This window comes from Polynucleobacter sp. AP-RePozz3-80-G7 (genome assembly GCF_018882145.1).
In the GTDB taxonomy this organism is placed as follows: Bacteria; Pseudomonadota; Gammaproteobacteria; order Burkholderiales; family Burkholderiaceae; genus Polynucleobacter.
The window spans coordinates 953,285-972,451 of record NZ_JACVPC010000001.1 but is presented as its reverse complement, the minus strand read 5'-3'; the positions used below and the strand labels follow the sequence as shown (position 1 = coordinate 972,451).

Here is a 19,167-nt window from a genome sequence, read left to right as displayed (position 1 = left end):
TTCTATTCTTTATTTGCGGCGTGCTTTAGTACTGCGAACTGGAGGCTTGCTGCCTGCAGGCTTGCCGACGGCCCTGCCGGGCTTTGCTTTGCCATTTTTGCGAGTGGCTTTACTCTTAGACTGGTTAGCTCCAAGCGTTCCAGCAGATTTAGCTGCATTGACATTGATGCCACTTGGCTTTTGTGGAACCTTGTTGTCAGAACGACCTCTTTGAGGGGCTGCTTTTTTATTGGGTCTGCCTGTATCCGTTGCCAATAGCAATTGACGACGATTGGAAGATCCGCCAGGCTCAGCACCAACGGATTTGACAAGACTAAATTCAATCTTGCGCGCATCTAAGTCAACGCGACTGACCAATACATGTAAACGATCGCCCAAGCGATAACGAATACCAGTACGTTCTCCACGCAATTCTTGGCGCGCTTCGTCATATTGGAAGTAATCTCCGCCAAGCTCAGTGACATGCACCATGCCCTCAACGAAGAGATTTTCTAACTGAATAAACAAGCCAAAGTTTGCAACGCCAGTCACTGTACCTGCATATTCTTGACCTAAATGATCACGCATGTAGTAACACTTGAGCCAAGCTTCTACATCGCGTGATGCTTCATCAGCACGACGCTCATTGGATGAGCAATGAACACCCAATTGACCCCAGATTGGCAATGCGGCATTGGCACCCTTAGGTGGCTTAGTGCCTTTGGCCACTCCTGCTTTAGCATCACTTTGGGATTTCTTGGCATTGACTGCATTCTCACGACCTTTACCCTTACGCGGTAATGTGAGATTGAGTGGAACCTTCGGCGGTAATACCGGTACGTAAGGTTTTTTCTGAAGAATCGACTTGATCACGCGATGCGTTAGCAAATCAGGATAACGGCGGATCGGGCTTGTGAAATGTGAGTAAGCTGGGTAAGCCAAGCCAAAGTGGCCTTCATTGTCGGGCTGGTACATCGCTTGTTGCATGGAGCGCAATACCACTGACTGCAGCATATTGGCATCGGGGCGCTCCTTGATTTCACGCATCAATTTAGCGTAGTCACGTGGCTTAGGTTTATCGCCACCGCCTAATGACAGACCTGAAGTTCTCAGAACTTGACGCAAAGTAACCAACTTCTCTTCTGATGGCTCACCATGCACACGATACAGACTAAGGTGCTTATTTTTTTCAATAAAGTCAGCTGCACAAACGTTTGCAGTCAACATGCACTCTTCAATTAAGCGGTGGGCATCATTACGAAGACGTGGCTCAATACGGAGAATCTTGCCAAGCTCATTGCTAATAATTTGAGTCTCGGTAGTTTCAAACTCAATAGCACCCCGCTTCTCACGAGCAGCCAATAGAATCTTATAAAGCGAATATAGGTTACCCAGCAATGGGCGGAACTGAGCAAAGCGTGTTGCCTCTGGACCCTTGCTGTTAGAAAGAATTTCCCAGACGGTGTCATAAGTAAAACGTTGTGCTGAGTGCATTACCGCTGGGTAAAACTGGTAAGCCAACACAATACCGTTGTTATCTACGACAGAATCGCACACCATACACAGGCGGTCTACACCTGGATTGAGTGAGCAAAGACCATTGGAGATCTTCTCTGGAAGCATTGGGATTACGCGTCTTGGGAAGTAGACTGAAGTAGCACGCAGTAAACCCTCGTCATCCAATGGCTGACCTGGTTTGACGTAATGAGATACGTCAGCAATGGCTACAATTAAACGCCAAGCCTTAGTCTGACCGTACATGACCGGCTCACAATAGACAGCATCATCAAAGTCACGGGCATCAGCACCGTCAATGGTGACCAATGGCACATCACGTAAATCAACGCGGCCTTCTAGATCGGATTGCTGGACTGTATCTGGCAATGCTGCAGCCTCTTTCATGGCAGCAGCAGAAAATTCATGGGGGACGCCATACTTACGTACAGCGATTTCGATTTCCATACCGGGATCGTCAATCTCACCCAATACTTCAACTACACGTCCAACTGCCTGACGATAACTATCTGGGTAATCAATAATCTCCACACTGACAACCTGGCCTAGCTTCGCTTGTCCTTGACCTTTAGGCGGAATCAAAATGTCATGACCTATGCGCTTATCTTCGGGCGCAACAATCAGAACACCGTTTTCATTTAAGAGGCGGCCAATCACTACTTTATTAGCGTGCAGAACTACTTCAACAATCTGCCCTTCTGGGCGACCACGTCGATCTGTTCCTAATACTCTGACATTAACTCTATCGCCGTGCATGACGCGAGACATTTCTCTTTCAGATAGAAAGATATCTTCGCCACCATCATCGGGAATGACAAATCCAAATCCATCTCGATGCCCTTGAACTGTTCCTAAGCGGTCAGCCTCACGTGGCATCAAGTCTTTTGCTTTACGCATTTAATTCCTTCGGCAATACATGCCCTGTATATATCTACTGATATCTATTTTTGTTATGAATAAGGCTACTGTATCAAACCACCAAGTCTGAAGGGGAAAAGCCAAATAGGGGTAGAAATGACCTCAAAACGCCCATCCCCCTATAATAAGGGTATGCCCAGGTGGCGAAATTGGTAGACGCACCAGCTTCAGGTGCTGGCGATCGTAAGGTTGTGGGGGTTCGAGTCCCTTCCTGGGCACCAAATGCACCTACAAAGTCCTATATGGGGCCTAAAGCCCCCTTTTCAATAGACTCAGATTCCAAGCGTCCAAAGAAAAACCGCCCGAAGGCGGCTTCAAATCTAGGGTTCACTATCTTTAGTTTTTCTTAAATACCTGCTGACCATTTACCCACGTTTCATTTACTTCAATATCTCTAATCTTATAGGCATCAGTTTTCATTGGATTTTTATCCACGATGGCAAAGTCTGCGTACTTGCCCGCTTCTACTGAGCCAATCTTGTCATCCATCTTTAGCTGATAAGCAGCATCAATAGTGATCGCCTTTAAAGCATTATTTATAGATACTTTTTCATCTGCATTTAATACTTTTTGCGGGGCAACCTGCCAAAGTCGTGAAGCACCTTCCGAGGCATACTTTAATGGATGAATAGGGGAAACTGGGGAGTCGCTATGGTAGGCAAAATGCATACCGTTCTTAATCAAACTTGCGCTCGCATCAATACGATTAGCCCTCTCCGGCCCAAGCAGATGGTCATGAAATGCTTCACCCCAATAATCTGTATGGCCAATAGTCAAGCCAGGTACAACGCCTAGCTTTGCTGCTTTTGCAATTTGTGCCTGAGTAGGGACAGTAAAATGCTCAATTCTTAATCTAGTCTTAGCATCACTTGGCTTGGTAACCAACTTCTGAAAAACATTAAGAGTCTGCTCAATCGATTTATCGCCGTTGGAGTGCACAGAGATTTGCCAGCCCTGATCAAATCTTGGCTTGGCAAGATCATAGAGCTCTTGCTCAGTAAAGTTGAGAGTGCCGGTATTTGTGGTTTCTGCAGGATACGCATATGGCTTAGTCATAGCACCAGTAAGACCTTGATCGGAGCCATCCGCCACAATCTTTACGCCAATAACCTTAAAGACGTCATCACCCTGACCTGGCTTATAGCTATTGTTAGTCAGTGGGTATGCGCCTGCATACATATAACCCCGCACGCGAACAGGTAGCTTGCCGCTGTGGGTCATTGAGTCTAGTAAGGCATATTCTTTATCAACACCAAGGTATCCGCCAACAGTAATTTCCGCTGAAGTAGTGACGCCCTTGCTCACCATTTTCTGGCCAACCTTTTGAACGGCTTGCTCAATCATTTCTTGATTTGGAACAGGCATCTTGCTTAAAAACAAGTAAAAGGCTGGCACCTCATAAATCACTCCTGTTAAATGCCCCTTGCTATCTTTTAACAACTGGCCACCCTTTGGATTTGGACTGGAGTCAGTTAGACCCGCAAGCTCCAAAGCCTTGTGATTAACATAAGCAATATGCATACTTTGGTTCATGACAAAGATTGGCTTTGTAGTGGATACCATATCCAAGATATCGGCCGTCAATTCAGACATGAATGGCTCTGTTCTGGACGGATCTACTCCGAATGCAGTAATCCACACACCATCCTTAACATTCTTGCTATACGTTTTCAGCTTTGCAACCAAACTATCCAAGGTGTCATGCGGCATCTCAAAATTGGACATGTTCTGCCACAGCTCTTCTGAAAATGCTGTACCAAAAATATGCACATGAGGCTCAACCAAACCAGGCATTAATGTTTGACCATTTAAGTTAATGAGCTTGGTATCTTTTCCTTGAAGGGTCTTCACTTTGGATAAAGAGCCAACCTTAACGATTTTTCCAGCCTGAATTGCTACAGCCTCAGCTGTAGGTTGGGCTTTATTCATTGTGACAATATCGCCACCATAGAAAATAGCATCTGCATTTCCACTTGCGATGGCTGATTGTGCAATCAAGCACATGGCTGTAAAGGTAATTTGATTTAAATGGCGCATTGTTTAACCTTAGGATTTAGAGAGTGTTTCTTGTGAATTCTAACAGCGCAAAGACTGGAAATTGGCTATGCAGACTATCTCAATGCCAGTGCTTTATTAGAAAGCCAAATAGCCTTTATTTGCCACAACCTTTAATATAGGGCACTTGTCCCAGCTTTACGCACTCAGAAAACACAAATTGACTAGCCAGCCAAATCCGACTTTACTTAAAAACTCGAGCAAGAAAACCCAAGGCATTAGCCTTTTTTCAGCCACTGCTCTAGGTATCGGCGGCATGATGGGGGCTGGGCTATTTTCTCTTTTGGGTACTGCTAGCGCTCATGCGGGGTCGCATATTCCCCTGGCCTTTTTACTAGGGGCTATAGCTGCCTCATTCTCGGTCTACTCCTATGCCAAATTAGGTGCTACCTTTCCTAGTAGTGGAGGTGCTGCCACATTCACAGTGATGAGCTACGGTCCTGGGGTCATTTCTGGTGGCCTGAATATATTTCAATACATTGCCTATCTGATTGCAGCCGCTCTTTACGCTGCCGGCTTCTCGGAATACGCCAACACCCTGCTTGGCGGAAACTTAGACCCCTTTGAAGTAAAGATCGTTGGCGCCGTTATCGTCATTCTGTGTACCGGCATTAATTTGTTGGGCACCAATATCGTTGGCAAAGCAGAAATGTTAGCGATTGGCTTTGTCACATTTGCTCTACTACTATTTTCTGTTGAGGGCATTCATGTAGCCAATATTGGCGCATATCAGTTTACTGGCTGGTCTCTCAATGGCATTGCGATTGCTACCGGCATCTTGTATATCAACTACCAGGGTTTCGGCGTAGTTGCCAACTCCTCCAATGCCATGCGTGAACCCCAAAAAGAGCTTCCTCTTGCTATGTTCTCGGCCCTGATTTTAGTAACGATTGCTTATGTACTAGTTAGTACCGCAGTGATACTGCTACTTTCACCCACTCAAATGGCAACCTACAACGGCCACGTATTGGCCGATGCAGCTCAAATCGTATCTGGGAAAACAGGTTTTGTTGTGATTGGTGCCTCTGCCCTCCTAGCCTGTGCCGCTGCGCTCAACGCCACTATTTTTGCCGCATCTAATATTGCAGCCGATATGGTACACAAGAATTCTGTCTCAAAAGCCTTAGGTGACTCGATCTTAACAACAGAGTTTCGCGCCTTAACTGTGTCTGCATTTTTAGTGATTGCTTTAGTAATGGCATTTCCATTAGAGGTTGTTGGCAAAATGGCCAGCCTTGCCTTTTTATTGGTCTATGCCGCCATTACTTACGGACACATTCGCGTACGAAATCAAACAGGTGCAAAGCTTTGGCCACTTTGGGCGGCAATCGTCATTAACTTGAGTCTATTTGCTACTTTATTCGTGAATGTGATCGAGACAGCTCCGAATAGCGCAATCGCTTTAGTAATTGCCTTATTAGGATCTTTTGTGGTTGAAGCAACTTCTCGTAAATTTCTCAGAAAGAAATTAAAGTCCCATTGAGCGGTGCAATATTTTAGACTTCATCTCCGCCCACAGACTTTCAAAATCTTCAGTCTTGTCTTCTGATAGTCGTATGGACTCAAAGAGGCCGCCAAAAATAATGGAGCCCTTCTTTACCAAAGTCTTATCAAACTCACCCAAGGATATCGGCTTATCATCCATATCTCTAGTGAGCTCAGCTGAGCAGACAATCGCATCCGCATCATCTCGATCAATGACTGCAAATTCAATGAACTGTTGATTTTTTTCAACGATTACCAAAGTGCCACGCGCATAGCAAACCGCCTCATGTGCCTGTACGATATAAGCAAGAAATTGATTCTGCTCATCGTCACTCTTCATGGGGAGATCATCAATAAAGAATAGATATTGATCTCCCTCGCCGTTTACCAAAGTAAATACCTTTGGAACAACTCCATGACCTAATGCCAAATTACAGTAATAGGAGGAAATTTCTACTGCAAGATTTTCAGAAAATAAGTGCATATTGATTCAGGAAAATATTACTCTTTACGAGTTTTAATGGATTCAATAATTTTATAGAATGCAGCTGGCTTAACGGAATTCTGACCCTTAAACGGCTGATCAGTTATCACCAACAAAGAAATCAAAGCGCCCATGGTGATGGGCAAGATCTTCAATCCCAAAAAAAATGAATCTGAGGGCAAGAATAGAGTATTGATACCAATCAAGGCAAACATACAGATCAAAATGACTATCCAAAATAAACCAGGCAAGCGGATATTCGAACGCTCAATGCGAGCCTCCCTACTCTCAGCAACCTCTTCAGACTTCTTAATGATGTCTGTATACATTGCTGTTTGACGATTGGTTTGGGGTTCGATTGACATGAGTTGCCTAGAAATTCCACGCCACAGCATATGCGTTTTAGTACTGCCTTGCCCCTTTTGCAATAGAGCCCACTCATCATTAACAATGGAGTTCATATATTCAAATAGTTCAACACGAATAGGTGCAATGGATGGATCACCAAATCGCGTGAGTAGACGATCCAAGTTATTAATACGTCCAGCCTCTTGAGAAACCAAGGTTTGGACTTCACGAAAGTTGCTTTGTGCTTGATTGAGCAAAAAACCAATCAACAGACCGCTTAGAGTGATGATGGATCCAAAAAGACCCAAACCTAATCGAGTGCTATCTTGTGTAGGTGCAAGGATCGGGATAGTTTGCAGTACACGTGGCATCAGATCCAACAAGGCAACAAAGAAGAGGATTAATATCAAAAGAATCTGGACATTACTTTTCTTGTATATCCAATTGAAGAACGCATCTTCACGAGTACTTTTATTCATAAGACCTAGCTATTAATAGTTTTTTGTAGGAAATTGAGCGTACGCTCCCAGGCCAGCCGCGCTGCTTCAGCGGTGTACTTTAGCGGAGCCAATCCGCGCGCATCCGATTTAGGGTTAGCAAAGGCATGCTTTGTATCGTAGCGATGAAATTCATAATTCACGCCCGCTTGCTTTAGCTTTTGCTCTAGATGATCGACTCCAGCTATTGGAAAGAACTCATCATGCATAGCCCAGTGGCCTAACATCGGCTTGCTAATGGCCTCTGCATTGACATACTCCAAAGGAGGATTGCCGTACCAAACGATGGAAGCGTCGAGTTCAGGCACATTACATGCGGCCAAAATGGTCAGCGCACCGCCCATACAAAATCCTGTCACCGCAACCTTTGTGCTGCCAGTAGCTTTCAAATACTGAACAGCACCTCGAATATCTTGACCAGCCGCATCACCAAAGTTCAGGTCGCCCATTAAATGCTCAGCTTCATTAGCTTCAATCGCTAACTTACCGCGATATAAATCTGGGACTAGTGCGCGATAGCCCTCTTTAGCAAGGCGATCAGCCACCGCCTTCACCTCATCATCCAAACCCCACCACTCCTGAATGACAACTACTCCAGGGGCATCCGCTTTATCGACTGGCTCGGCCAGGTAACCCTTTACTGCCTGTCCATCGGGTCTTTTAAATTCAATCATGGGGTCTCCTTATGCTCTTTAGTTCTTACGCTTTTTTCGTATCAGAATGAATATATCCCACAACCCAAAAAGTGAGCAAGCCGCAAATGGCAGCCCCATAACCAACTAGGTTGTAATGCTCCATCCTTCCATTGGTTGTAATTGTGACCACTAGGCCTGCTACTACTGATGCTATGCCGGAAGCCAACATCTGCACTGAGCCAATTAAGCTCATAAAGGTTCCCCGAATTTTGGGCTCTACCATTTGGCTCACAATAGCCATGGCCGGAATCATTCGGCCAGAAATCAAGACAAAGAAGGCGGTCTGATTAACAAGCACCACCCATAAAGGGACCGGCATTAAATTGGTTGTCACTAAGATCGGTATCAAACTAATAATGGCTAGCATGCGAAATACTTTGACCTTGCCATATTTATCCGCCATGTGTCCAATAAATCTTGAGCTCATCAAAGTCGCCAAACCACCACAAAGATAGATCAGGGAAATGTAGGAATTTTCGATCCCAACGTTAGCGGTGAGATAGAGGGCAATATAAGGAATGACAGTAAAGCCAGTCAACATAATTAGACCCACAAACAGAAAGGCGCGTAGATGACGATGAGCAACAAAGACTTCGTAGATTTGCTGGAAGCGATTACCTTCATGAACGTGATGCAAGTGGCCAGATATTTTAGGGATATAGCGATATCCAATAAATAGAATCAATATAGAGATGAGTCCAATAAAAATAAACGGGGCACGCCAGCCTAAAAAGCTAATGTGATTAGCTAAGAACAAACTCAAAGGCACGCCTGCAACGGTTGAAACTGAGAAAGCAGCCATGACCGTACCCAGCGCCTTACCTCTGCGCTCAAAAGGAATGCTATCAGCCACAATCGTCTGCACCAAAGATCCTAGAATGCCTCCAAAGGCACCTGCGCATGCACGGGCGATAAATAGCATGTGATAGTTTGAAGCAAGCCCACAAGCTATCGTTGCAATAATGAAGCAAACATACAAACGCAGGAGCAATTGCCTTCGCTCAAAACGGTCGATGTAATAGGTGGCGAATACCCCAGCGATTGCAGCAGCAAAAGTATAAGAAGACAGCAGCAGACCAAATTGATGCGTATTAATGGAAAGCGCTGTAATGAACTGAGGCCCCAAAGGCATCATAATCATGAAATCCAGGATGTGGGTGAACTGAATGCCAGCCAATGAAAACAAAAAGAAGCGCTCTCGCTTCATGGCTTCAGTAGTATGAGAAACGGTATTCAAGGGATGCTTTACTTGAGGTAATCAATATGACATTATCAACCCTGATCCAGATGTTTGCTTATCCCATACCTTTCAAGAACTATCTAAATTTATGCCAATTACCCCAGACGTTGTAGCCCAAACATCCTTAGCTGGCATCCCACTTCTGCCCCTAGTGAGAGATGCACTTTATGGGTTACTGGGCCTGATCATGGTAGTTGCTTTCCATGGCGGCCTGATTAATTACGTCATGATTCGCTTTGAGAGGTTAACCGATCAAAATCTCAAGAAGAAGCAGTATGACCGCGTTTTTTATCACTTCTACGCCTCTTTTTTAATCATCGCCCTTATTCACCTCACAGAAATTATCATTTGGACCGTCTATATCACCAACCTCAGATTAATCGACGACGGTTTACAGACGCTACTCTTCGTGGGTAGCTGCTACACCACAGTAGGCTTCGTCTCAGACATCCTACCCAATGGCTGGAAAAGTCTTGCCTTCTTTATTTCCTTTTCAGGATTATTCTCAATCGCATGGACCACCTCAACCATGATTGGAATGACCAACACCTTTAAGGCAGCGTGGAATATAAAACATCGCCAGAAAGATCCTACCGCCTCTTAACGTAGTACCCATAGACACAACGATTTCCGCCTCTTGAGGGATCGTGTGTATCGTGAATCACGCCATCAATGATCGCGGTGAGATGCTTCGAAACCCTAGCAATCAGCATTTCTTTGGGTAGCTCGTCGGGGCGTAGGTGAACCTGACAGCCCGCCCCTACTTTCATAGTGGGCACCCACTCAAAACCTTGGGCTAGGATATAGTCATGAAAGACATTCCGGTGATTACCGTTTCTGGGTGACGAACCTTTGACGTTGAGCCTTTTAGCAAGGCGGTCATTTTTCAGTTGGGCGTAACTCTCATTTGCCAGTCTTAAATCCTCATAGACCTGCATATAAGGCAGGCTTGCGGCAATGGCAATAGATCTGACAACACAATCTCCTGCGCCACCTTTAAAGCCAGCCGCCCCCCTTCCGCCATCATCAAACTGAAATGGAAACCTGGGATATGACTTGGCGAATGGGTTTAAAAATGCAAACATTTGACGGTGTGTAATAAAAAATGGATTTGCTTTTTGGGCAAATCCATTTTTACTTAAAGCGTCGGCTAGATTACTTAGCGTGCGCCTTCTTTACCTCTAAACGCCATGCATGCAGCAAAGGCTCTGTGTAGCCGTTAGGCTGCTCAAGACCTTTGAAAATCAGATCGCTCGCTGCTTTATAGGCATATGAATCTTGGTAGTTAGGCATCATTGGCTGATACAAAGAATCGCCAGCATTTTGACTATCAACTACTTTAGCCATACGTTGCAAGGTCTCGTTGACTTGATCAGCAGTCACAATGCCATTGAGCAACCAGTTAGCGATATGCTGGCTGGAGATACGCAAAGTCGCACGGTCTTCCATCAAGCCTACGTTATGAATATCAGGCACCTTGGAGCAACCAACGCCTTGATCAATCCAACGCACCACATAACCCAAGATACCTTGGCAATTGTTATCCAACTCTTGCTGAATTTCTTCCTTAGACCAGTTGGCCTTTTCAACCACTGGAATAGTCAACAAATCATCGATTAGCGCTTCTGCTTCAGCGGCTGTATCGAGCTTTTCCATTTCTTTTTGGAGTTCAGCCACGTTTACTTGATGATAATGCAGCGCATGCAAGGTTGCTGCTGTTGGTGATGGCACCCAAGCAGTGTTTGCGCCTGCTTTAGGATGAACAATCTTCTGCTCAACCATGGCCTTCATCATGTCTGGCATTGCCCACATACCCTTACCGATTTGAGCGCGGCCACGCAAGCCACAATCCAATCCTGCAAATACGTTACGACGCTCGTAAGCGGATAACCACTTGCTGGTTTTCATATCACCTTTGCGCATCATTGGACCTGCATACATCGCTGTGTGCATTTCATCACCAGTACGATCTAGGAAGCCAGTATTAATAAAGGCTACGCGCGCACCGGCAGCAGCAATAGCCGCCTTGATATTTGCACTCATGCGACGCTCTTCGTCCATGATGCCCAGTTTCACAGTGTCTGCTGGTAAGCCGAGTAATTTCTCAACACGCCCAAAGAGCTCGCCTGCGAAAGCGACTTCTTCTGGGCTGTGCATTTTTGGCTTCACGATATAAACAGAACCCTTGCGAGTATTACCAATGGTTTGGCTTGCTGGACGATTGATGTCGTATAAAGCAATCAATACAGTCACTACCGCATCCAATATACCTTCATAGATTTCTTTACCTTCGCCAGTAATGATGGCTGGGTTCGTCATTAAATGCCCAACGTTACGAAGGAACAAGAGTGAACGGCCATGCAAAGTTACCACACCATCTTTTGCATCAACAGCGCCGATACCGGCTTTGTACTTGCGATCTGGGTTTAGTGAGCGAGTAATTGTCTTATCGCCCTTCTTCACCTCCTCAACTAAAGTACCTTTTAAAATGCCTAACCAGTTTTCATAAGCAAGCACCTTATCGTCACCGTCAACGGCAGCAATCGAGTCTTCCAAATCCAAAATAGTGGAGAGTGCAGCCTCGAGGACAACATCATTGATGCCTGCAGGATCGCTAGCACCAATCGTTTTAGTCTTATTGATTTCAATATCAATATGAACACCGTTATTGCGCAACAAGATAGAGCTTGGCGCTGCTGCCTCACCTTGGTAGCCAACAAATTGCTTCTCATCCGCTAAACCTGTTGTAGTGCCGTCTTTTAATTTAACGGACAGCTTATTGCCATCAACAGAGTACGCAACTGAATCACGGTGCGAACCTTTAGCCAATGGTGCAGCTTGATCCAAGAAATTGCGAGCGTATGCAACTACTTTTGCACCACGAATTGGGTTGTAAGCGCCAGTCTTGGTTGCGCCATCTTCTTCTGAGAGAACATCAGTGCCATAGAGGGCATCATATAAAGAGCCCCAACGTGCATTAGCAGCATTTAAGGCATAGCGTGCATTAAGCACTGGAACCACTAATTGAGGGCCAGCTTGCAGAGCCAACTCATCATCTACATTCTTGGTGGTTGCAGTAATTTTTCCCGGCACATCAACTAAGTAGTCGATCTCTTTCAAAAACTTGCGGTACGCAGGCATATCCTTGATTGGGCCTGGATTGGCTTGGTGCCATTTGTCCAAATCCAACTGAATGCGATCGCGCTTTGCGAGCAAGGCATCATTTTTTGGCGTGAGATCTTTAACGATCTCATCAAAACCTTTCCAAAAAGCGGCACTCTTAATACCAGTACCCGGAAGTACTTTGTCTTCGATGAATCTATATAAGGGAGTTGCCACCTGGAGGCTATTGCAAGTAGTGCGCGCAGTCATGTTGTGAACCTTTGTCTCTAAAGCGAAAGTTAATAAATATGGTTGATTAAATATTTTCCATCAATCCTGGAAAGGATGTTGGAGAAGAATGGTTTCATCACGCTCTGGGCCTGTAGATACCATTGCAATCGGCTTACCAGCTACCTCCTCGATACGACGAAGGAACTTTTGGGCTTCGGCGGGCAACTTATCCCACTCGCGAATGCCGAAAGTTGTACCCTTCCAACCCGGGAAATCCTCATAAATTGGCTCGCAACGGGCAACTGATTCCGCGCCACGCGGCAATACATCTAACTTCTTGCCATCAAGGTGATAACCAACGCATAAGCGAATAGTTTCAAAGCCATCAAGGACATCTAGCTTAGTAATGCAAAGACCAGATAGGCCATTGATCTGAATCGAGCGCTTCAAAGCAGCAGCATCTAGCCAGCCAGTACGACGTGGGCGTCCAGTGACAGAACCAAATTCTTTACCTACTTCAGCCAAACGCACGCCAATCGGATCTTGTCTTGCAGGATTGTCATGGTCATATAGCTCACTTGGGAATGGGCCGGCACCAACGCGTGTGCAGTAAGCCTTCGTAATACCTAAAATGTATTGCAAAGAGTCTGGCCCAACCCCTGAACCTGCAGCAGCATTACCTGCTACACAGTTACTGGAGGTTACATAGGGATAGGTGCCGTGATCGATATCGAGCAATGTGCCCTGCGCACCTTCAAATAACAAGTTTTGACCAGATTGCTCGGCAGCATACAAGGCACTGGATACATCCACCACCATTGGCTTAAGACGCTCTGCATAAGACATTGCCTCAGCTAAAGTCTTCTCATAGCTTACTGGCTCAGCACCGTAGTAATTTGTGAGCATGAAATTATGGTATTCCAAATTCTCTCGCAATTGCTCAGCAAATTTCTCTGGGTAGAACAAATCTTGCACACGCAAAGCACGACGAGCTACTTTATCCTCATACGCAGGTCCGATGCCGCGACCAGTTGTGCCAATCTTGGCCTCACCGCGCTTTTTCTCGCGAGCATGATCAATAGCTACGTGATAAGGCAGAATTAGAGTGGTTGCTTCAGAAATTTTGAGACGGGACTGAACATCTAAACCAGCAGCCTCGAGCTCGCCGATCTCTTTAAAGAGCGCCTCTGGTGAAAGCACCACGCCGTTACCGATATAGCAAATCACGTTTTTATGCATGATTCCAGAAGGAATCAAACGAAGAATGGTCTTCTTGTCGCCTATGATTAATGTATGGCCGGCGTTGTGTCCACCTTGAAAGCGAACTACTGCTTGTGCATGGTCAGTCAACCAATCCACTACCTTACCCTTGCCTTCATCACCCCACTGGGTGCCAATGACAACTACGTTACGACCTTTTGCTTGCTGCGTTGAAGACATAATGAAATCCAAAAAGATAATTACAAAATAAGTTAACTGCTTAATGCCAAATTGATTGCTTTACTTCTTTTTTACTTCCCAAGAGCTGCCCTGCTTTACCAGTTCTCGATCACATTCATACTCGGCAGCTTCTGCTGCTGTTCCTACTGGAATCTGTATCACCACCTCGCCCTGACTTCTCAAAGCGGTGATTGCCTTGCTTAATGCAGCATCCTCAACCCAAGGAGCCAAGATAGCCAACTTGCGCACCTTCATGGGTGATAAGCCTGCAAGAGTCAAAAGATCTAACGAAAATCCGGTTGCTGGACGAGGGCGACCAAAGGCCTGACCCACATGATCGTATCGACCACCTCTGGCAATAGGCTGAGGCAACTGATCTATATAAGCCGCGAACATCACACCACTGTGATATTGATAGCCACGAAGATCGGCCAAATCAATACTGAGCTCTAAGTTGACAGATAACTTCGCTGCAGCTGAAACTAAACGCTCCAGATCTGCCAAAGCCTGATCAATTGCTACGTGCTTAGGCAAGTCTTTCTTAGCCTTTGCCAACACTTCAGCACAAGGGCCATTTAACTCAGTCAAGGCCATCAGCGCTTTAGCAACATTCGCAGGCAAACACGCCGCCCACTGACTTAAGCGAGGACGATCCTTGCTTTGCAAAAGGCTATACAAAGCTTCAACCGTTGCTTTATCTAAATTCTGGCCATCTAAGATACCCGCCAAAATGCCCGCATGAGATAAATCGAGGTAAACCTTTTCTAGGCCTGCAAGAGACAGTGTTTTGAGAAGCAAGGTGATAGCCTCTAGATCAGCTTCCCAAGTGGCACATCCATAGATCTCTGCGCCCAACTGCAACTCTTCACGCGCTGAGCTACCAACTGGTGTGCGAGCGTGCGCAACGGATCCGGCATAGCAAAGACGAGTGACGCCAGCACGATTCAAGAGATGTGCATCAATACGAGCAACTTGCGGAGTCATGTCTGCACGCAAACCTAAGGTGCGCCCAGATAACTGGTCTACCAATTTAAAAGTTTGCAGATTAAGATCGGAGCCAGTGCCGGTTAATAGGGAATCTAAAAACTCCAAAATAGGAGGGGCAACCAACTCATAACCATAGGATTGATACAAATCCAAAATAGCACGACGCAATGACTCAACTTTGCGAGCCTCAGCGGGCAAAACGTCTGCAATATCTTCAGGAAGTAACCAGCGATTCATGATGTGGACTATTCGCTTTCTTATTTTTTGTGCAGGAACTTAAAGAACTCACCATTCGGCTCAACCACCATAATGTCCTTCTTGTCCTTAAAAGAACTTCTATAGGCTTCTAGGCTTTGATAGAACTGAGCAAACTGGGGGTCGCGCCCAAACGCCTCTGCATAGAGTGCAGTCGCTTTAGCGTCCCCTGCCCCTTTAATCTTTTGGGCATCGCGATAAGCTTCCGCCAGGATAGTGTCACGTTGACGCTCTGCATTCGCACGAATCTTGTCGGATTCTGCAGCACCCGTGGAGCGGAGCTCATTAGCCACACGCTTACGCTCTGCTTCCATACGGCGATATACAGAATCACTGATTTCTGCCAAGAGGTCAACACGCTTTAAGCGCACATCAACAATCTCTACGCCGATATCAGAGGCATCATCAGCAACCTTCTTGCGAATACCCTGCATCACCTCTTCACGCTGATCAGAAATTAACTCACGCACAGTGCGTTTAGTGAATTCTTCATTCAGGGCGGAACGAACCAATTGGGTTAAGCGATCCTGAGCTAAGCGCTCATCGCCTTTGAAGCTGATAAAGAATTTTCGTGGATCAACAATGCGCCACTTCACATAAGAATCTACCAATAAGTTTTTCTTCTCAGCAGTAATAAAACGCTCTGCTTCTGGATTATCGATTGTCAAGATGCGACGATCGAAGAAGCGCACGTTTTCAAATGGCGCTGGGAACTTTATTTGTATGCCCGGCTTCTCAATCACACGAACAATCTGTCCAAATGAGAACACCACAGCGAACTGACGTTGATCAACGACAAAAATACTAGAGGACAGAACATAAATCAGCGCAATAAAGCCAATACCTGCAGCGATTAAACGATTGGCATTCATTATCTGGACTCCCGATCACGACTACGGAGACCATCACGTTTATCGGTAGAGTTATTCACAGCTGACACTGGAGCTGCAGGAGCAGCACTGGAAGTTGGGGCTGGAGTATTTACTCCAGTGGCACCACCAACTGTCACGCTACCAGTTGGAGTGTTGGTACCAGACTGATTTGCCTGTGTATTTGCCGCTTGAGCACTTTCAGCACTCACCTGTGCAACGATCTTATCGAGTGGGAGATATAAGAGACTATTGCTCTTGGTGGTATCAACCAAGATTTTGGTCACGTTGTTATACATCTCGCGCATGCTATCGATATACATGCGATCACGAGTAACTTGAGGCGCCTTAGAGTATTCAACCAATATTTGTTTAAAACGTGTGGCATCGCCCTCTGCAGTAGCAACTACACGAGCCTTGTATCCCTCAGCCTCCTGAATCAGGCGGGCTGCAGTACCTTTGGCGCGCGGAATAATGTCATTGGCATAAGCCTGGCCTTCGCTCTTCAAGCGCTCCTGGTCTTGACCCGCTTTTACTGCATCATCAAACGCTGCTTGAACTTGTTCTGGTGGCTGAACGTTTTGGACGGTTACGCTAGTCACGTAAATGCCCGTTTTGTAACTGTCCAAAATCTTCTGAATTGAGTTGGCTAAATCGATACCAATCTTTTCACGACCCTCGTACAGTACAGTATCCATCTTGCTGCGAGCAACGATTTCACGCACAGCCGTTTCAGCAGCTTGCACTACCGCCGCATCAGGATCACGGTTATTAAATAAGTAATCCGTAGGATCCTTGAGGCGGTATTGCACAGCAAAGCGCACATCGATGATGTTTTCATCTTCGGTGAGCATTGAAGAATCTTTTTGATTGGTAGCCTTGATTAATACGGGGCGCCCTACTTCTACAGAGCGAACTCCTGATAAATTCACAGTCTCTTCAGACTGAATTGGCCAAGGCATATGCCAGTTAATACCCGGCTTAGCGGTGTAATCGTACTTACCAAAAGTTAAGATAACGCCAGCCTGCCCTTCTTGAATAATGAAGAAGCCACTGCAGATCCACACAAAGAAGACCAGCGCTCCAGCAACAAGAATGCTTGCTTTAGATCCAAATGGATTATTGAAATTAAAGTTAGGCGCATTGATGCCGCCATTACCACCACCGTTACCGCCATTTCCGCGTTGTGAAGGTGGGGGAATATCGGTGCTGTTTGGTTTATTCGTTGGCCTACCAGTAGGACTGCCTGTTGCGCCTGGTGTTTTCTTGCCACCAAAGATACCGGCAATTCTGTCATTGAAATCGCGCCAAAGCTCGTCCAAGTCTGGTGGGCCGTCTGGCTTAGTTGGCTGATTCGTTGGTTGAGTCTCTACCGGCTTATTAGTTTCTGGATCTGCTTTGGGGGCTTGTTCATTTCCCTGCCCATCTTTGGCATCTTTGGATCCACCGGCATTGTGGCTATTGCCCCAACCTGGATCATTGACCGAAAACAGGTCGAGAAATTTACGCATCATTTGAAAAATAGCTTCGCTTGGCAATCGGATTAAATTCAGAAGTTTCTGGTCGTTCGGGTAAAGGCTCTAAAAACTCATCCGGGGCCAATTGCTTCTTGGCACGGTTGTGCTCGACCCTTATTCTATCAGTCATTTGGGAGCATTCGGCCAAGGCTGAACGGAGTAAATCAAGGCCCAAGCCCGTCTTGGCCGACAGGAAAACCTGGCTCGGAATACCCTCCCCATCCCGCTCTAAAACAGCCCCACGGGTGAAGGTTAGAGGCATCTGGTCAATCTTATTCATGACCTCGATACGGGGGATGTCATCTGCCCCGATTTCCTCCAAAACCGCTTCAACTTCCGCTTTTTGCTCTCTAGCTACAGGGCTACAGGCATCAATGACATGCAAAATCAGGTCGGCATGGATGGTTTCATCCAAGGTGGCTCTAAAAGCCTCTACTAACTGGTGAGGCAAATCCCGGATAAATCCAACCGTGTCAGAGACCACAATGGAACCAACCCCCTTTAGATGGACCCTTCTAGAAGTGGTATCCAGAGTGGCAAATAACTGGTCAGCAGCATAAGTCCCGGCTTTGGTTAGGGCATTAAATAAGGTGGATTTACCAGCATTGGTATATCCAACCAAGGAGACCGAAAACACATCTCTACGATTTCGGGAACGTCTTTGGGTTCTTTGCTGACGCTGCAGCTTTTCAAGCTCATTTTCCAAGCGCTTTGCTTTAGTGGCTAGCATCCGGCGATCTAACTCCATCTGCGTTTCACCAGGGCCGCCACGCACACCAATACCGCCGCGTTGACGCTCCAAATGACTCCAGGCTCTCACTAAGCGTGACATGCGATAGCGGACCTGTGCAAGCTCAACTTGCGTCTTACCAATATGACTTTGCGCTCTTTGGCTAAAGATATCCAAAATCAAGCCTGTGCGATCCATTACATGAAAGCCAATGTGACGTTCTAAATTGCGTTGCTGGGTTGGGGATAGCGGGTGATTAAAGATGGCAAGTTCTGCCCCCTGCTCCTCCATCACCCTCTTGAGTTCGTTAGCCTTGCCCGAACCAATAAATAAGGCGGGGTCAGTTTTGCCCTTGCGTGCGATAACACTGGCTGCAGGTATAGAGCCGGCGCTGTCAGCTAAAAGACTGAGCTCAGCCATGCTATCTGCAAAATCCTCGCGTCCTGTATCTACACCAACCAGAACGGCGCGTGCCGCATCTACTCCAGTTTTATACAGGGCTAGCTTCTTCCAAACGGAAATCAATCGCACGAGCGGGAACGATCGTGGAGATTGCATGTTTGTAAACCATCTGTGTCACGGTATTACGCAAGAGGACAACATATTGATCAAAAGATTCAATATTGCCCTGTAACTTAATGCCGTTTACAAGATAGATCGAAACAGGAACATGCTCTTTGCGCAAAGCATTGAGAAAAGGGTCCTGAAGTAATTGAATTTTGTTGGGGTTGCTATTACTCATACTGCTCCTTAATTATTTTTTGCTTTATTACTTTTTTGGGAGTCTTGCTTTTTTATTAAATACCAATTCACTACAAAC

At 46.0% G+C, this 19,167-nt stretch carries 16 protein-coding genes and 1 tRNA gene; 3 read left to right on the top strand and 14 right to left on the bottom strand.

Annotated features, from left to right (window positions below):
- Nucleotides 1-9: 9 nt before the first annotated feature.
- Nucleotides 10-2,391 carry a ribonuclease R gene (rnr, locus tag ICE90_RS05240; protein WP_216191245.1) on the bottom strand — a complete coding sequence of 794 codons (2,382 nt, stop codon included), beginning with the start codon at nucleotides 2,389-2,391 and terminating at the stop codon, nucleotides 10-12.
- 155 nt (nucleotides 2,392-2,546) lie between these two features.
- On the opposite strand from rnr, the gene ICE90_RS05235 reads away from it, so the two are divergent.
- A tRNA-Leu gene (locus ICE90_RS05235) sits at nucleotides 2,547-2,633 on the top strand.
- A 115-nt stretch (nucleotides 2,634-2,748) separates the two neighbouring features.
- Here the strand turns inward: ICE90_RS05235 and ICE90_RS05230 are convergent.
- On the bottom strand, nucleotides 2,749-4,449 hold the full coding sequence (locus ICE90_RS05230) for an amidohydrolase (protein WP_216191243.1): 1,701 nt from the start codon (nucleotides 4,447-4,449) through the stop codon (nucleotides 2,749-2,751).
- 178 nt (nucleotides 4,450-4,627) lie between these two features.
- Between ICE90_RS05230 and ICE90_RS05225 the strand changes: the two genes are divergently transcribed.
- Nucleotides 4,628-5,950 (top strand): APC family permease, encoded by a 1,323-nt coding sequence (locus ICE90_RS05225; RefSeq protein WP_216191242.1) that lies wholly within the window; start codon nucleotides 4,628-4,630, stop codon nucleotides 5,948-5,950.
- Here the strand turns inward: ICE90_RS05225 and ICE90_RS05220 are convergent.
- Genes ICE90_RS05220 through ICE90_RS05205 form a run of 4 tightly spaced genes read right to left on the bottom strand, consistent with a single transcriptional unit; the run spans nucleotide 5,936 to nucleotide 9,213 of the window.
- Nucleotides 5,936-6,436, bottom strand: a complete 501-nt coding sequence (locus ICE90_RS05220; RefSeq protein WP_216191241.1) for a hypothetical protein — start codon at nucleotides 6,434-6,436, stop codon at nucleotides 5,936-5,938. The two genes, ICE90_RS05225 and ICE90_RS05220, sit on opposite strands and share 15 nt — an antisense overlap.
- Nucleotides 6,437-6,453: 17 nt before the next feature.
- A complete protein-coding gene (locus ICE90_RS05215; protein ID WP_215321849.1) occupies nucleotides 6,454-7,263 on the bottom strand; it encodes a DUF4239 domain-containing protein in 810 nt (269 codons plus the stop codon).
- A gap of 5 nt (nucleotides 7,264-7,268) precedes the next feature.
- Nucleotides 7,269-7,955, bottom strand: a complete 687-nt coding sequence (locus tag ICE90_RS05210; protein ID WP_216191240.1) for a dienelactone hydrolase family protein — start codon at nucleotides 7,953-7,955, stop codon at nucleotides 7,269-7,271.
- Nucleotides 7,956-7,980: 25 nt separating this feature from the next.
- Nucleotides 7,981-9,213, bottom strand: coding sequence for an MFS transporter (locus ICE90_RS05205; RefSeq protein ID WP_255533297.1), 1,233 nt, complete (start codon nucleotides 9,211-9,213; stop codon nucleotides 7,981-7,983).
- A gap of 91 nt (nucleotides 9,214-9,304) precedes the next feature.
- Between ICE90_RS05205 and ICE90_RS05200 the strand changes: the two genes are divergently transcribed.
- Complete coding sequence (locus ICE90_RS05200) at nucleotides 9,305-9,820, top strand: hypothetical protein (RefSeq protein WP_216156985.1); 516 nt, start codon at nucleotides 9,305-9,307, stop codon at nucleotides 9,818-9,820.
- On the opposite strand, the gene ICE90_RS05195 is transcribed toward ICE90_RS05200, so the two are convergent.
- The 8 genes from ICE90_RS05195 to hfq all read right to left on the bottom strand — a co-directional run bounded on the left by ICE90_RS05195 (nucleotide 9,807) and on the right by hfq (nucleotide 19,089).
- Nucleotides 9,807-10,301, bottom strand: a complete 495-nt coding sequence (locus tag ICE90_RS05195) for a hypothetical protein (protein ID WP_216156988.1) — start codon at nucleotides 10,299-10,301, stop codon at nucleotides 9,807-9,809. The two genes, ICE90_RS05200 and ICE90_RS05195, sit on opposite strands and share 14 nt — an antisense overlap.
- Before the next feature lie 70 nt (nucleotides 10,302-10,371).
- Complete coding sequence (locus ICE90_RS05190; protein ID WP_216191239.1) at nucleotides 10,372-12,588, bottom strand: malate synthase G; 2,217 nt, start codon at nucleotides 12,586-12,588, stop codon at nucleotides 10,372-10,374.
- Between the two features lie 60 nt (nucleotides 12,589-12,648).
- Nucleotides 12,649-13,989 (bottom strand): adenylosuccinate synthase, encoded by a 1,341-nt coding sequence (locus tag ICE90_RS05185; protein WP_216191238.1) that lies wholly within the window; start codon nucleotides 13,987-13,989, stop codon nucleotides 12,649-12,651.
- Between the two features lie 60 nt (nucleotides 13,990-14,049).
- Nucleotides 14,050-15,213 (bottom strand): ATP phosphoribosyltransferase regulatory subunit, encoded by a 1,164-nt coding sequence (locus ICE90_RS05180; protein WP_215321843.1) that lies wholly within the window; start codon nucleotides 15,211-15,213, stop codon nucleotides 14,050-14,052.
- A gap of 20 nt (nucleotides 15,214-15,233) precedes the next feature.
- Entirely contained in the window at nucleotides 15,234-16,103 is an 870-nt protein-coding gene (hflC, locus tag ICE90_RS05175) for a protease modulator HflC (RefSeq protein ID WP_215321842.1), read from the bottom strand.
- The gene (gene hflK / locus ICE90_RS05170) at nucleotides 16,103-17,614 is read right to left on the bottom strand and encodes an FtsH protease activity modulator HflK (RefSeq protein ID WP_216191237.1); all 1,512 of its coding nucleotides are present in this window, start codon (nucleotides 17,612-17,614) and stop codon (nucleotides 16,103-16,105) included. Before hflK ends, hflC begins: the two co-directional genes overlap by 1 nt.
- Nucleotides 17,604-18,878: a GTPase HflX gene (gene hflX / locus ICE90_RS05165; protein ID WP_370624642.1), complete on the bottom strand. Its 1,275-nt coding sequence runs from the start codon at nucleotides 18,876-18,878 to the stop codon at nucleotides 17,604-17,606. Before hflX ends, hflK begins: the two co-directional genes overlap by 11 nt.
- Nucleotides 18,838-19,089 carry an RNA chaperone Hfq gene (gene hfq, locus ICE90_RS05160; RefSeq protein ID WP_072582173.1) on the bottom strand — a complete coding sequence of 84 codons (252 nt, stop codon included), beginning with the start codon at nucleotides 19,087-19,089 and terminating at the stop codon, nucleotides 18,838-18,840. The genes hflX and hfq overlap by 41 nt, the downstream gene beginning before the upstream one ends.
- Between the last annotated feature and the right edge of the window lie 78 nt (nucleotides 19,090-19,167).

What these genes read in the sequence shown, in the direction of transcription:
- hflK (WP_216191237.1), bottom strand. Translation starts at nt 17,614, where the DNA reads ATGATGCGTAAATTTCTCGACCTGTTTTCGGTCAATGATCCAGGTTGG.
- ICE90_RS05230 (WP_216191243.1), bottom strand. Translation starts at nt 4,449, where the DNA reads ATGCGCCATTTAAATCAAATTACCTTTACAGCCATGTGCTTGATTGCA.
- ICE90_RS05220 (WP_216191241.1), bottom strand. Translation starts at nt 6,436, where the DNA reads ATGCACTTATTTTCTGAAAATCTTGCAGTAGAAATTTCCTCCTATTAC.
- hfq (WP_072582173.1), bottom strand. Translation starts at nt 19,089, where the DNA reads ATGAGTAATAGCAACCCCAACAAAATTCAATTACTTCAGGACCCTTTT.
- ICE90_RS05200 (WP_216156985.1), top strand. Translation starts at nt 9,305, where the DNA reads ATGCCAATTACCCCAGACGTTGTAGCCCAAACATCCTTAGCTGGCATC.
- rnr (WP_216191245.1), bottom strand. Translation starts at nt 2,391, where the DNA reads ATGCGTAAAGCAAAAGACTTGATGCCACGTGAGGCTGACCGCTTAGGA.
- ICE90_RS05180 (WP_215321843.1), bottom strand. Translation starts at nt 15,213, where the DNA reads ATGAATCGCTGGTTACTTCCTGAAGATATTGCAGACGTTTTGCCCGCT.
- ICE90_RS05215 (WP_215321849.1), bottom strand. Translation starts at nt 7,263, where the DNA reads ATGAATAAAAGTACTCGTGAAGATGCGTTCTTCAATTGGATATACAAG.
- ICE90_RS05185 (WP_216191238.1), bottom strand. Translation starts at nt 13,989, where the DNA reads ATGTCTTCAACGCAGCAAGCAAAAGGTCGTAACGTAGTTGTCATTGGC.
- hflC (WP_215321842.1), bottom strand. Translation starts at nt 16,103, where the DNA reads ATGAATGCCAATCGTTTAATCGCTGCAGGTATTGGCTTTATTGCGCTG.
- ICE90_RS05210 (WP_216191240.1), bottom strand. Translation starts at nt 7,955, where the DNA reads ATGATTGAATTTAAAAGACCCGATGGACAGGCAGTAAAGGGTTACCTG.
- ICE90_RS05190 (WP_216191239.1), bottom strand. Translation starts at nt 12,588, where the DNA reads ATGACTGCGCGCACTACTTGCAATAGCCTCCAGGTGGCAACTCCCTTA.
- ICE90_RS05195 (WP_216156988.1), bottom strand. Translation starts at nt 10,301, where the DNA reads ATGTTTGCATTTTTAAACCCATTCGCCAAGTCATATCCCAGGTTTCCA.